This is a genomic window from Rhizobium sp. NZLR8, from assembly GCF_019685025.1.
Classification (GTDB): domain Bacteria; phylum Pseudomonadota; class Alphaproteobacteria; order Rhizobiales; family Rhizobiaceae; genus Rhizobium.
The window spans coordinates 23,680-37,623 of sequence record NZ_JABDVY010000002.1; the positions used below are offsets into that span (position 1 = coordinate 23,680).

The 13,944-nt window shown below is 57.9% G+C and carries 10 protein-coding genes and 3 pseudogenes; 6 read left to right on the top strand and 7 right to left on the bottom strand.

All coding sequences use genetic code 11. From position 1 onward, the window contains the following. Positions 1-60: 60 nt before the first annotated feature. Positions 61-393 (top strand): annotated as a pseudogene (locus tag HJB89_RS04190) (SDR family NAD(P)-dependent oxidoreductase); the annotation flags it as partial. After that, a pseudogene (locus HJB89_RS33685) lies at positions 377-541 on the top strand (IS5/IS1182 family transposase); the annotation flags it as partial. The pseudogenes HJB89_RS04190 and HJB89_RS33685, both read left to right, overlap by 17 nt. A gap of 116 nt (positions 542-657) precedes the next feature. On the opposite strand, the gene hpaR reads toward HJB89_RS33685, so the two are convergent. The 5 genes from hpaR to HJB89_RS04220 form a co-directional block, all read right to left on the bottom strand. Next, entirely contained in the window at positions 658-1,167 is a 510-nt protein-coding gene (hpaR, locus tag HJB89_RS04200) for a homoprotocatechuate degradation operon regulator HpaR (RefSeq protein ID WP_207584425.1), read from the bottom strand. Between the two features lie 175 nt (positions 1,168-1,342). Continuing rightward, positions 1,343-2,770 carry an arabinose isomerase gene (locus HJB89_RS04205; protein ID WP_207584424.1) on the bottom strand — a complete coding sequence of 476 codons (1,428 nt, stop codon included), beginning with the start codon at positions 2,768-2,770 and terminating at the stop codon, positions 1,343-1,345. 31 nt (positions 2,771-2,801) lie between these two features. Then, positions 2,802-3,806: an ABC transporter permease gene (locus tag HJB89_RS04210; protein ID WP_221149042.1), complete on the bottom strand. Its 1,005-nt coding sequence runs from the start codon at positions 3,804-3,806 to the stop codon at positions 2,802-2,804. After that, on the bottom strand, positions 3,803-5,365 hold the full coding sequence (locus tag HJB89_RS04215) for a sugar ABC transporter ATP-binding protein (RefSeq protein WP_259671973.1): 1,563 nt from the start codon (positions 5,363-5,365) through the stop codon (positions 3,803-3,805). The genes HJB89_RS04210 and HJB89_RS04215 overlap by 4 nt, the downstream gene beginning before the upstream one ends. 29 nt (positions 5,366-5,394) lie before the next feature. Further along, positions 5,395-6,564: a substrate-binding domain-containing protein gene (locus HJB89_RS04220; protein WP_207584421.1), complete on the bottom strand. Its 1,170-nt coding sequence runs from the start codon at positions 6,562-6,564 to the stop codon at positions 5,395-5,397. Between the two features lie 191 nt (positions 6,565-6,755). On the opposite strand from HJB89_RS04220, the gene HJB89_RS04225 reads away from it, so the two are divergent. Together HJB89_RS04225 and rsgA are read left to right on the top strand one after the other, a co-directional pair. Continuing rightward, positions 6,756-7,622, top strand: coding sequence for an AraC family transcriptional regulator (locus tag HJB89_RS04225; protein ID WP_221117640.1), 867 nt, complete (start codon positions 6,756-6,758; stop codon positions 7,620-7,622). Positions 7,623-7,828: 206 nt separating this feature from the next. Beyond that, a pseudogene (gene rsgA, locus HJB89_RS04230) lies at positions 7,829-8,611 on the top strand (ribosome small subunit-dependent GTPase A); the annotation flags it as partial. Positions 8,612-8,829: 218 nt separating this feature from the next. Here rsgA and HJB89_RS04235 read toward each other — a convergent pair. Beyond that, positions 8,830-10,257 carry an ISNCY family transposase gene (locus HJB89_RS04235; RefSeq protein ID WP_221131302.1) on the bottom strand — a complete coding sequence of 476 codons (1,428 nt, stop codon included), beginning with the start codon at positions 10,255-10,257 and terminating at the stop codon, positions 8,830-8,832. Between the two features lie 166 nt (positions 10,258-10,423). Here HJB89_RS04235 and HJB89_RS04240 point away from each other — a divergent pair, with 166 nt between their 5' ends. Further along, positions 10,424-10,612: a hypothetical protein gene (locus HJB89_RS04240; RefSeq protein WP_207584419.1), complete on the top strand. Its 189-nt coding sequence runs from the start codon at positions 10,424-10,426 to the stop codon at positions 10,610-10,612. Positions 10,613-10,624: 12 nt separating this feature from the next. On the opposite strand, the gene HJB89_RS04245 is transcribed toward HJB89_RS04240, so the two are convergent. Continuing rightward, on the bottom strand, positions 10,625-11,662 hold the full coding sequence (locus tag HJB89_RS04245) for a class I SAM-dependent methyltransferase (RefSeq protein WP_221149045.1): 1,038 nt from the start codon (positions 11,660-11,662) through the stop codon (positions 10,625-10,627). Positions 11,663-11,892: 230 nt separating this feature from the next. On the opposite strand from HJB89_RS04245, the gene HJB89_RS04250 reads away from it, so the two are divergent. Next, a complete protein-coding gene (locus HJB89_RS04250; protein WP_221149046.1) occupies positions 11,893-13,839 on the top strand; it encodes a bifunctional diguanylate cyclase/phosphodiesterase in 1,947 nt (648 codons plus the stop codon). Positions 13,840-13,944: the final 105 nt, after the last annotated feature.

The window sequence follows — 13,944 nt, forward strand, 5'->3', positions numbered from 1 at the left end:
AAATAGACGCTACGCCTCGGCATGCTTCGATCATGATTGCGAAGGTCAAGAGGAGGCAGCATGCGTTTCAAGAACAAAACAGCCATAATCACCGGCGGCGGCACGGGCATCGGCGCGGCGGTTGCCCGCCGCATCCGGCAGGAAGGCGGCAATGTCACGCTCGTCGGGCGACGTCCCGAGCCGCTTCGGGCCGTCGCCGATGAAATCGGCGCGACCGTCGTTGCCGCCGACGCGGCCGATGGTGCGGCGATGAAGGCTGCCGTCGAGAAGGTCAACGAGACTTTCGGCGGGCTCGGTATCCTGATTGCCAATGCCGGTGGCCACGGGGTCAGGCCGACGGTCAGCATGATGGATGAGACCTGGGATCTCGACGTGATTGACCACCAAAATACTGGCTCTGACAGACGCCCTAGGAAATCTGGTTCGCTTCGAACTCCTGCCCGGCAACCGACACGACACAGTTGGTGTCGCGCCCCTCATTGACGGCATCGAATTTGGCGGGTTGCTGGCAGACAAGGCTTTCGACAGCAATTGTGCCCGATCGACGAGGCTGCGATTCTGCAATAGATCCAACTCTGCCTCCCAAACAGCGTTAGCATAATTGGAGACTGCTACAGTTCATACGGATCGTCAATTTTATTTAACATATTAATTAGTTCAGGTATCAGGCGCTTCTTCGAGCCTTAAAGCGGTGAGCTCTTCCAGCATGTCGAGAAGTCTCTCCATTCGCTCGGCTCCAAATCGCCTATCGATGTCAGCATACACCTTCAAGCTTTCCGGCATAACTTCTTCGACGATAGCCTGTCCTGCCGAAGTAATCTGTAACAGCACCCGTCGGCCGTCGTCGTCATCCCTATGTTTGGTAATGAAACCGCGCTCCTCAAGCGACCTGATCATCCGCGTCAGGCTCGGGGCGAGAATTGAGGCCTTATCTGCCACCTCGCTCGCATCCAACTTGTCCGCCTCGTACAGAACACGAATGACGCGCCACTGCTGTTCTGTCACATCATGCGCTGCCAGGATCGGCCGAAAATGGCTCATCACCCCTTCGCGAGCACGCAAAAGTGAAATTGCCAGAGAGCGGCGGGCGCGCTGCGGCTGAGTCGTCTCGTCGGACGAGGGTTCAGACGGAAGTTGAGTGTGGCTACCAGCTGTTTTTTGCTGCATTTTGGCGATCCGCTCGCATCAACATGCTGATTCCATTAACATGGTAACGACCAAACACAAGTCCTAACGTCTTTTCAACCACCCGAATGACGGGCTTCACCAACCTGGGACGAATTTGTTGCCGCAGGGCCTGCATTGAAGGCGGCCGTGAGGCCTCGCTCATCTCACCGTCACGCTAACATACCGCTACGAACTCAAGACCCAACAGCTTTCCCAGCTTTTCGATGCGCCCGGCAATATGCCCGACGCCGACGGCGCAGTGATGGGCCGGTCCTTGCGCATTCCACGCTTCGACAAAGCGCCGCGCTCCCAGCGGAAACTGATACCGGCTGTTGGTATTGCCGATTTCGAGGATCGGGCCTGCGACTGAGGCGCCCTCTGCGCAGAGCAGCTTGATCTTGCCGGCGCTCTCGACGACCGAAAGCAGCGTCACCGGTCCATGCTTGACAGACATCTCGACGCTGACGCCGAAGCCGACCTTGCCGTGGAAAACCTGCAGCGGGCGGATCTTGGTGCGCCCCTCGGCAATTCCGGTATGCCCGGGCCCGTCATGCCCCATCAGCACGACGTCTGCGGCGAAATCCATGGCATAGTATTCCGTGAACGAGCCGCCGACACCGAAGCTATCCATGATCTTCATGGCCTGAGCGTTCTTGATCTCGTACTCACCGGCAACCGGCACGCCATTGGCCGTCAGCATCGAACAGCCGACGATGACCGAGGTGATAATGTCCTCGTATTCGTTGCCGGGCTGAGATTCGTAATAATAGGCCAGCGACCCGAGCGATTTCTTGATCACCAGTCTTCGCAGCGCCACTGCGGTTTTTGCCGCACGCGCCAGCTCCTTGGGGTCGCAGTCGGGCTGCACATCGAATTCGGCTTTGATCGTCGCCAGACAGGCGAAGACATCCGCCTCGCTTACGTCATTGCGGAGCCGCGCCAGCTCGTCGATTTCCAGCACTTCGATATGTGTTCCGAAGGCTGCCGCTTGCGCGGTCAGATCCGAATAGATATCGAGCATGCCATTGTAGTAGCGGCCCATGACGCCGAGCCGATTATGCGCCATTACATGGGCGACGCGCGCAGCCTCGATCCAGTCGTTGATCTCCTCCTCGACGATCGGATCGCCGGTGAGAACGCCGGTCACCTGATGAAAGCTAATGCCCGCCCGGTGGAAGACATTGGCAATTTCCGGGACGGGGCAGGCCGAGCAATGCGCCAGCCAGTCGCCGGTCATCGCGGTGCGATCGCCGAGCGCGTTGAAGCTGGCATAGTCAATGGCTGCGGTCGGTTGCAGATTGAGAATGATCACCGGAACCTTTGCACGACGGACCACCGGCAGAACGGTCGACGAGAGGGCATAGGTGGTGATGTAGAGAAAGATTATGTCGACATCGGCCTGACGAAACTGATGGCCGGCTTCCAGCGCTTTTTCGGGCGTATCGATCAGCCCAAGGTTGACGACCTCGACGCCGGGGCGCGCAAGCTTTTCCTCGACGGTATCGACATAGCCGCGCAAACGCGTTTCAAGACCTTTGAATTGCGGCCAGTAGGCCTCCAGGCCGATGCCGAATAGGCCGGCCTTCAATGGGCGTTCAGACATTTGTATTTCTCCGATGCAATATGGAATGGCGTCAGCTTTGCAGGCGCACGCGCAACTGATCGAGGCCGACAGCCATCAAGAGAACGACGCCGCGGGTCACATCCTGCCAGAAGGAGGACACGTTCATCAGCGTCAGACCGTTATTGAGTGTGCCGAGAATGAGGACTGCGATCAGCGTGCCCCAGACGCTGCCGCGTCCGCCAAACAGGCTGGTGCCTCCAAGGATGATGGCAGCAATGATGGTCAGCAGATGCTGTCCGGCGGCATTCGGTGCTGCAGCGCCAAGCATTGCGGCAAGGATGATGCCGGCCGCAGCGCCTGAAAGTCCGGAGACGATATAGAGCACCATCTGGGTCCGCTCGACGGGCACGCCGAGCAAGCTGCTAGCCTCTGGATTGCCGCCGGTCGCATAGACGAAGCGTCCGAACGGTGTCTTCGACAGGATTAGCCACAGCGCGACGAACACGAGCAGCATCAGGATGATCGGAAACGGGATGCCGAACAGGCGGCCGGATCCGAGCCAGTTGAAGGCTGGAATGAAGAGGGGCTTCGACAGGCCGCCGGTCATGACCATGGAGAGACCGGAAAATATGCTCATCGTCCCGAGCGTGGCGATGAGGGGATTGAGCTTCAGCCGAGTGACGATAAATCCGTTTAGTACGCCAACCGCGCAGCCAATAACAAGCGCCGTGAGGCAGCCAGCCCAGATATTGATGCCGTTGGCATGCATCAGCGCCACGATGACGCCGGCAAGACCGGCAACGGCGGCAACCGACAGGTCGAGTCCGCCGCCGATGATCAGCGGCGTACCGGCGGCAGACATCAAGCCGATGAAGGCCATGTTGGTGCCGATGTTGGACAGGTTGCTCAGCGTCAGGAAATAGGGCGAGAGAAGCGAGAACGCGGCCAGAAGCAGGATGTAGAACACCAGGAGGAGCACGATGCCGGCGGCCGGGCGGCCGAGAAAGTCGGTCAGCGAACTTGGCTGCTTCTTCGAAACACCTGGCGCTGCGGGAATGGAGGACGACTTGCTCATGATTTCTCCGGTTCATTCGTATCGCGGACGGCAGGCCGAAGCTCGGCTGCGCGCATCAGGTCCGTCGCGGTCGCATCCTGTCCAAGCTCGGCCACGACCTTTCCATCCTCCAGAACGAGGCTGCGATCGGCGAGCCCCGCCACCTCTTCCGCGTCGGAGGAGACGATCAGGATCGCAAGTCCCGCTTCCGCCAGGCGGCGGATTTCCGCGTAAATCTCGCGCCGGGCGCCAAGATCGACGCCACGTGTCGGCTCTTCGAGGATCAGGAAACTGGGGCTTCCGAGCAACCAGCGGGCCAGGCAGATCTTCTGCTGGTTGCCGCCGGACAAAAGGCGGATCTCCTGATCCGGGCCAGATGTCTTGACCCGCAAGGTTTTGATCCAGTCGCTGGTACTCGCGTCTTCGCGCTTCTGATCGACGACGCCGGATTGCGTGAAAAGGCTGAGATAGGGCAGCGTGGTGTTGGTGCGCACCGACAGATTGCCGATCAGCCCCTGACGCTTGCGCTCGGCGGCGACAAAGCCGATACCCGCGCGTACGCTCTTTCGCGGCCCGGACAGGCCGATGTCGATATCGTTCAGCCGGACGGCTTTGGCGCGCGCGGCAGACTCGGCGCCGTAGATGGCAGGGCCGATCTTTTCGGCGCCGGAACCGATCAGGCCGAAAACACCAAATACCTCACCGCGCTGCACGGAAAGCGACACGCCGTTAAGCCACCCGGGAAGAGACAGGCTCTCGACGGACAGGACGATCTTGGCATCCGAACGCGCTGCTGATTTGGCCGGATAGAGGTCGCCGAGATCGCTGCCGAGCATTGCCGTCAGCACCTCGTCGCGACAGGTCTCCGCCGTCTTGAACGCGCCACGAACCTCGCCGTCGCGCAACACGACGATACGGTCGCTGAGCCGGAAGACCTCGTCCAGATAATGCGAAATATAGATGATGGTGACACCCTGGGCTTTCAGCGCCTCGATCACCTCGAATAGATTGTTGGCGTCAGCCTCGCCCAGCGATGCCGTCGGCTCGTCCATGATAAGGATCTGCGCCTTGCCGGAAAGCGCGCGGGCGATTTCGACAATTCGCTGTTCGGACAAAGGCAGCGAGCCCATGCGCCGGCCGGTCGCGACATGATCGAGCCGCAATCGCTTGAGCAGCGTCTCCGCCTGTCCGTCCATTGCCGGCCGGTCGATCATGGGAATGCCCGCAAACCTCCGCTTCGGCATGGAGCCAAGCGCGATGTTTTCAGCGACAGACAGGTCCGGATGCACCGAAAGCTCCTGCGGCATCAGCCGGATGCCAGCCGCAATCGCATCCTGTGGGGTGGCGATCGTCGTGATTTTGTCGTCGATTCGGATTTGTCCGCTGTCCAGCGTGTAGACGCCTGACAAAATTTTCATAAGCGTCGACTTGCCGGCCCCATTGGCACCGAGAAGTGCAACGATTTCGCCCGCATGGGCCGCAAGGGACACGTTCTTCAAAACCGTCACGCCAGCAAACGCTTTCGTGACATTGGCGATCTGGAGCCGCTGATTGCGGCTCCCTTCAGTTCTCTCGTCCATCACGTGACGCTCCCTTGACGGCATCCCTCTTACTGCTGAGGGAGAATTGCCTCGTAGCCTTTCAGCCAGTCCTGCTTCTTCAGGTCTGCGAGGTAACTTGCGAATTCCGTTTCCGGAAACACGTACGCATCAGCCTCGCCGACGCATTGAAATTCCTTGTAGAACTGGCAGATATTGGACTTGGTGACCATCTGGTGGGTGACGAACGTCGCCTCCGGGACGGGTTTTCCGGCAAGGGCCGAGAGCGCGATCGGGATCAGGTAGTTTCCGTAGCTGCCGGGGAACGAACCGGTAGCGGCAACCAGGTTCGGATCGGTGGCAAGCGCCTCGGCCTCGTCTGCCCCGTTGCCGACCGCAATCGCCTGATCGGCGCGGCCCGCAGCCCGCACGGCCTGCAGCATCCCCATCGTCGCTTGGTCATTGATGGCGATGAGCAGAATTGGCACGCCCGGCGGAATGCGGCCGATGACGTTGTTCATCTGCGCAAAGGATTCCTGCAGCGTGTTCTTGGTATCGATTTCGATGATGTGATCGGCCGGGAAGTCCTTGGTCAGCGCCAGGAAACCGGCCCGCTGGCCTTCCGTGCGCATGCGCGGGATGACGCCCGATTGCGGCAGGGCGCCGATGACCAGATAGCCGGTCTTGACGGCATCGACGCCAAATTTCTTCTGCGCCGCCGTTGCCAGATAGGACCCGCCCATAAACCCGGACTTCGGATTGTTGACGCCAAAGAAGCTCGCGCCCGGCATCGGAATGTCGATTGCCGTCACCTTCGTGCCGTCCGCTTTGAAGACGTCCATTACGGTCTGGCCGAAATTGGCATCGGTCTGGAATTCGATGACGTAGTCAACCTTGCGCTCGGCAAACGATTTGGCATTGGCCAGCGCCGTCGGCCCGTCGAGACGGTTATCCGCGATCAGGAGTTCGACGCCTGCGGCATCCGCATTCTGCTGAATGCCTTTTTCGACAAGTACGCCGAAGGAAATATCGCGCTGCAGATTGGCAAAACCGATGCTGTAGGTCTTGCCGTTTTTCGGCGGGGTGATTTTGGCGGCATCTGCCGCCATCGCCTTCAGATTATCGGCCGACAGCATGTTGCCGCCGAATTTTAGCGGATCGAACCCGTGGAAATCCTCGGCATAGGCAGCAGAAGCCGCAAGGCAAGCGGCCACCACCAGCAGTCTGGCTTGATGTTTCATGTCTCTCTCCTCCCGGCCCCTGCCCTCCCTGGCAACGGCAGCGCTGATGATCTCAGCGCAGATGTTCAGGTCATCCGAAAACTGACCTTACCTATTGACGTTAACACCAAGCATTCTCGTTGACACGACAGCATATTCCGCAAAAATGATCTTTTGCATACAAAATATGATCCTCAGGCGCAGCAAGGAACATGCAGAACTATTTCGTTTACATGCCAGACAATCGTCTTTGCGCCGCCTGGGGATGCACGGCCGTTTCTACCGGCTATACAGAAATCGCGCCCCATTCCGACTACCCACCGAGCCGTCATCCGGACGATCATCATTTCAGTTGGTCGCGCGGCCGTATCCTGAACGCCTACCAGGTGGTGCACATTAGCGCCGGAAGCGGACGGTTGGAATTTGGGCATGAACGTCGACAGGTCACGATCGCCGGAGGCTCGATTTTCCTGCTCTTTCCAGGGGTATGGCACCGGTTTGCCCCCGATCGTCGCACGGGGTGGGTCGAGCACTGGATCGAATGTCGGGGAAGTGCTTTCGACTTTGCCTGCGATGCAGGCCTGCTGCAACCGGAGCGGCCAGTTCATCAGAGCAGCGCGGAAGTTTCCGATGTTTTCGCCTCGATCCACGCGCTGGCGCAGGACGATACCTTGCGCAATCAGCCGCTGATTTCGACCTTAGGCCTCCAACTGCTTGCTCTCTTATGCCGGCCCACCGACATCAGCAGCAACGCATCAGGCAGGCTTGTCGATCGCGCGCGTATGACCTTGATGGAGCGTTGCGGCCATGCGCTTTCTGTCGAGCAACTCGCCGAGGAGCTAGGCGTCAGCTATCCCTACTTCCGGCGCCTGTTCCGGGAGCAGACCGGCATGTCGGCCAAGCAATATCAAATGACCGTGCGCATTCAGCGGGCTGGAGATTTTTTAGTAAACACCGACAAATCGATCAAGGAGATCGCCGGTATTCTCGGTTTTCATTCGGCGTTTCACTTTTCGACTCAGTTTCGTCAACTGATGGGCGCAAGTCCGACGGATTTCAGGGCGACGAGCCACCGGTAAGCTTGCCACGCTTTGGGTTTCCGATGCCGTTATCTTCTTCAGCCGGACAGCAAAGGGTTTCGTCGCAAATTTTTCCGGTCATTTGCAACCTGATTTATGATGGCATAGACCCGGGGTGAAGATGCACCGGCGGGTTGAGTTCTCGGTCATGGTCGATTTCACGGGCAGCCACTATTCGAGAGACGTGATTTTGTATTCGGTGTTTTTCCGATCCCCGGTCCGACATGCTTGTCACCAGGCTCGAGCGAAAAACCGTGTTTCGGCGACGCCCGGAAGTCGGACGTGGCCAACAACTTGTTGCTGCCAACGTCGATACACTGTTGATCGTGACGTCGTGCAACGCCGACTTCAATACTGACCGGCTAGAACGTTACCTGATCATGGCCAACCAGGCAGGAAGCAAAGCGGTGATCGTGTTGACGAAGGCTGACACTGTGGACGACGTTAGCCTATTTCAGGCCAAAGCCGAGGCTTTGCAGCGTGACCTACCTGCCGTTGCAAGCTCTTTTTTGAGTTCCTGGTGCGGCGTTGGCCAAACGATTGCCCTCGTGGGATCTTCCGGCGTTGGAAAATCGACGCTGGTGAACACGCTGACCGGACCTGCATCTGACTCAGTGCAGAAAACCGGGACTATTCGCGAATATGACGCCCAAGGCCGTCACACCACAACGGCGCGATCGCTGCATGCTATTCCAGGCGGCGGCTGGGTCATAGATAATCCAGGAATAAGAACACTTTACCTCAGTGATGTGACCGACGGGATCGATACGCTTTTTGCCGACATAACGGAACTGGCACTGCTTTGCCGATTTCGCGATTGTACCCATGCGCATGAACCGGGCTGCGCAGTTCAGGGCGCTGTCAAAAGCGGCACTTTGGCCGACCACCGCCTCGAACGGTGGCGAAGCCTTGTGGCTGAAAACGGCGATAGAACACCAGTCCTCAGCGGACCACGCGGCAACAAGATCGTTCGCAAAAAGAAATATTGAAGGTCTGCACGGCTTCAAACGATACGAACCAACGACCACGATCTTTGGACGTCGGTCTGTCAAAGCTGGTTAGAGCCGCGACGGTTCCAGCCAATTAGAAACGCGACACTTGTTCCTCGGATCAGCCCCCGATCCGACCGGCTGGGCCGGGTTGCTAGGGAGGAGCGGGGGCGGATGAGATGCCTTCGGCTTTAGCTTTGAGATATGCTCGCCACCATTCATTCTGCAGCTTCCATACGAGCCAGAGCTTTCTGTCGCTTAGCAATCACGTCCGGATCGCTCATGAAATCCTTCCTTTTACCCGGCTTGCGCCCGCGCTTCTGATATCCGTTGCTCGTGCTGCCGTCGCGAATGCCAAACATATGATCTGTCTGTCCAGTGCGACGAGGGCCGCTTTTGCTGCGCTGCTGGTCCCGCCCTGCCTGCTGTTCTATGATGACCGAGAGCACGTCATCCAGACGCTTGTTCTCGACAACAACTGACCGATGAACCGAGCGCAAGGTGTCAAAGGTTCTATAAGGTAGGACGTAACTCTCATGCATGATCTCGAGGCGTCCATCCGGATAGTCGCAAACCACGACCTTCTTGCCTGCCAAGGGCCTGGAGACGGCACTGGGTTCGAGAACGAAGAGGACTTTGTCATAGCGCAGTGTCAGGGATTGCGACAGCGTGCGAGCTTCTTTCCTACACATGGCGCCGTCAAGGTTCTCATGATCGGCAAGCGGCCGGTGCATGTCCTTCGGATTGCGCGGCGATTTGCCGAAGCGGGAATTGAAATCCGCAATGAATTCTGATGCATAGGCGTTGGCAGCCTCGATCGTGTCGATACTGCGAAGCCGCAACTCCTTCACCAGCCGATCCTGCAGCGTCTGGTTGGCGCGTTCCACGCGGCCTTTGGCTTGCGGAGTGTTGGCGCAGATGATGTCGATGTTCAGCTCATAGAGCGCACGTCCAAACTGCGTTAGCCCGCTCGTCCGGTCTTTCTCCGATGCATTAGTCGAGCGAAAGACGCTGTGCTTGTCGCTGTAGAACGCCAGTGGTTTACCCCATTGCTGCAGATACGCCTTCGTCGCATGCAGATAGTCGAACGTGTTCTCTGATCCGGCGAACCGCAGATGCAGCAGCTTGCCGGTAGCATCATCGATGTAGACGAGCAGGGCGCATTTAGGACCGCGGTTCTCAAACCACCAGTGATGCGATCCATCGATCTGAACCAGCTCCCCGAAACAATCGCGCCGGCCGCGCGGCTGGAAAACCCGCTTCTTGCGCTCACGCCGCGAGATCCAGATGCCGGCCTCTGTCATCCATTGCCGCAGCGTCTCCTTGGCGACCGAAATATGATGCAGTTCGATCAGCTTCTCGCGAGCCAGCGTCGGACCGAAATCCAGATAGCGTTCGCGGATGAGATCCAGCGCCGCATTGCGAAACTCCTCGCTATGGCGCCGATTGCTTGGTCTCGATCGCTTCTTCGAAACCAGGCCGGCCGCACCGGCATGGTCATACGCCTGCAGCAGCCTGTGCATCTGACTTCGGCTAAGGCCCAGCAGTTCGGCGGCCTGGACAACGCTAAGGCGCCGATCGCGGATCTTCTGGACAACTTCGAGGCGATGCAATTCTTTCTGCGACATGGTGATCATAAAGGACATGACGACTCCGACCGCTCCTGGTCTCGACCAGGCTGAAGATCGTCATCCTTGCTCCCAACGTTGGCATTAACCAGTGCACCAAGAGGCAAGATTGTCGCATCTCTAACTGGCCCAACTGTCGCATTACTAAATAGCCGCTCAAGTGTCGGTGGCGTAAGAGGTATTTATGGAACTGGAACATGCAGCAGGCGCGAACGAGCGGGTTTACTTCGGCCGGATGATTGGCATCACGCCAGAAAAAGAAGATAATCGCTCATGCAGCTCAATCGAGCGCACTGCCGAGGAGGGCGTAAAACTCCGGGAGTTTGTCTCGCTCGTCATCGAGGCTCATGCACATCTCCCGTCAGAGCGGTGACATGCGTGCGGTTTAGGGCTGCTTTTCAATTTCACAATAGACAACGCTCCGATTCGAGCCGGGCCAAACAGACACCTTCAGATCCGCCCCAGCCGCGCTTTCACTGGCGATCAAGCCCATCTCGCGTTCTGACCGCAACAGCAGTTCCCAGTTCATAAATGTCTCCATATAGCCATCGACGTCCGTCTCCGGGGAGAAGTTGGCGAACAGGAATGTGCCGCCGGGCTTGAGCATGCTGACGCACTTCTTGGTCAGCTTTACGGCTACGGCATCCGGCAAATAGTCATAAAGACCCGCGGCATAGACGAAATCGAACATTCCCAGCGCATGCCTTCCACCGAGCAAGGATTTGACCGACCCGTTGATTGACTCGACGGACGTGCCGGCGAAATCGCGGGCTACGGTTCCAACGCTCACCGGGTCCTGATCCAAAGCCACCCAGCGTTTGATCGCGCCGGCGCCGAGAGCGCGCGACAAAGGCCCCTCGCGAAGATGGCCCGACGCGATGGCCAAGACTTCGGCGGAACCGGGCCGAGCCGAAGCGATTTCGTCTACACGGCGCGCCAGAATGTCCCGGCGCTCCCTTACCGCGACGGATGACGAAGCATTTCGAGTGTAGGCATAGATTGAACGTCCCAAGGTGCTCGATGATGCGACGGCGTCCTCGATCTCGGGCCTGCCGTAGATGAAGTCGAGAAGACGTGCGTCGCCAGAATAGCCGCGGGGTTTTTCAAACGACCAGCGGGTCAACGGATCCTGATTTAGATAGTGAGCAACTGGATGAGATTGCGCGATAGGAACGATGACATCCCACACCTCTGGATGAACGCGACGCCGTAACCGATGCAAGGCGTCGGTAAGACGCTCGATTATCGCACTTGCCTCGACGCCGGATTTGAACTGACGGATCGACACGTCAAGGCTGACAGCAAGGTCGGCTTTGGCAACGGTAAAGTCGCAGGGATTTGGCGCAGCAAACCTCCTTGTTGCCTGACGAATTTCACCCGGCGCAACAAGACTTTCACCGTCCAAGACAAGACTTCGTGCCATTTCGAGACTCCCTTGACCTCGCGTTAAGCATAATCACCCTCGAAATTAGATGCGACTAGAATCTGCACGGGATAAGGGTATTTCTACTGTTGCGGGTGGGAACCTGCTCCTCTACGAATGTTAAGTAATAAGACAAACCGGTTGCAGGTTGCCGAACGTAATTTTGGAGGGCGCCCAAGCATGGCTTACTTTTTACGCTCGTTAGCTCGCTGTCGGGCTGGTGTTGTTGAATGATCGCGGCTTACGCTAATGTTCAGCGCGACGAATCAACCGCCAGCTTTTCATTCGCCGAGGCTCGTAACTCTCTGGAAATTGAGAATGATACTGTCCGAAGGCGAAGCTCACGGCATGGCCTTTGGATCGCGGTTGCCGTTTATGTGGCCTTCGCACTTCCCGACCGATGGCTCATCCCCGATGTTGCGCCTGTGACGATCGCCGCGCGATTCGTTGTTGCGACGATCGCGCTGCTGGCTTTCGAAGCCTTGCGACTGGCAAAAGCGAAAACCGTCTGGCTGGACATCACATGCGCCTCTGCATTGCTTGTGGGCTATGTGGGCTGGCTTTACCCGGCGATCGGCACCCGCGATGTCACTGCCATGTCATACTACATGATATTTGGCGCCATCTTCATGATGGGCGCCAACCTCTTTTTCAGTTTTCCGTTTCGGCTCTCCGTGATCACCTCCAGCTTCGTTCTCGGCGCATTTTTTGTTACCATCGAGGAGTTCTTTCCTTCAGGCCAAACCTACAAGCTTGCCTTCGGGATGTTCTACATTTCGTGCTTTGTCTTCACGTCTTTCGTCAATTGGCGATTGAACGTGGAGCGTCGAAACGTGTTGCTGAACGCGGCAGAGGCTCGCTACCAGCACTGGGAAGCGTCCGAGCGTGGAAGATCACTGCTCGAGCTTTCAAATACCGATTACCTGACAGGCATAAGCAACCGACGCGCGCTGGATCGGCGACTCAACGAATGCTGGGCCATCTGGAAAGACGAGCGCCGCGACTTCGTCGTCTTCCTGATCGACGTCGATTTTTTCAAACGCTTCAATGACCGCTACGGGCATCAGGAAGGAGACCGATGCCTGACTGTCATCGCCAATGCGCTGAAGGCGGTTGTGGAGTCGTCCGGCGGCATGATCGGCAGGTATGGCGGCGAGGAGTTTATCGTGGTCTTGCCGGTTGAAACTCCTAAGATCGCGATGAGCCTGGCCGAAAAGATCAGAATGGAAGTCGAGTTTCTTGCGATTGCTCACGACGGGCGACCAGATGATAGCCCGATCGTAACCGTCAGCATTGGCGTCGCGTTCACTCGCGAGAAAGTTGGAGAGAAAGTCGAACGAATAGTGCGTGAGGCCGATCTTGCTCTCTACAATGCCAAAGCAAGTGGCCGAAATTGCATTCGCAGGTTTGATCCGTTGTTGCCTCGCCCCGACGACAATGCTGGTAAACTCGTCCCGCTGCTGACGGCCGCCATTGATCGCAAACTGGTCTCGCTCGTTTACCAACCGATCTTCGATGTGACCAACGAGAAAGCAAGAGCTGTCGAGGCTTTGATGCGCCTTAGGATGCCGGACGGCACCGCGGTTTCGCCGAAGACTTTCATTCCGGTTGCAGAACGGACGGGCGCTATCCTCGAATTGGGTAAGTGGGCGATCGAGACCGCATGCCGTGACATACTGATGACCGATCGCATGGCGACCGTCAGCGTCAACGTGTCGCCCATACAACTACGTTCCCCCGGCTTTGCTGCGAGTGTCGCTGATATTCTTGCCCGGTGCGGGGTCTGCGGGTCGCGACTGGCCTTAGAAGTCACCGAGGGCCTGGACATGGATATGCAGTCGGAGGTGCTCAAATGCATTGCAGATCTGCGGGCTCTCGGCGTCGAGATCTGGCTTGACGATTTCGGCTCCGGCTTCGCGGGCCTCTCTTGGCTGAGGGCGATCGAGTTTCAGACGGTCAAGGTCGATCGCACCTTCCTGCATGACTGCTCCAACCCGCGCGGGTTGACGATGCTTCAGGACATGATTGCTCTCATCCGCAATCGTGGGAATACGATCCTGGTGGAAGGCGTCGAAACTGCAGCACAATTGTCGCTGCTCAAGGATCTTCGCATTGACCGCGTCCAGGGCTTTCATATGGGGATGCCGGTTAGCGCTGAACTTCTGAGCGCGGCATAACTGGATCTCAAGCTTCCAGAAGAACGTTGATTGCAGACGCGACGTCGCCCGCGATCTTGGGCCTGAACCGGCCCACGGCGCCGGAGGCACTTAGAAATTCTTTAG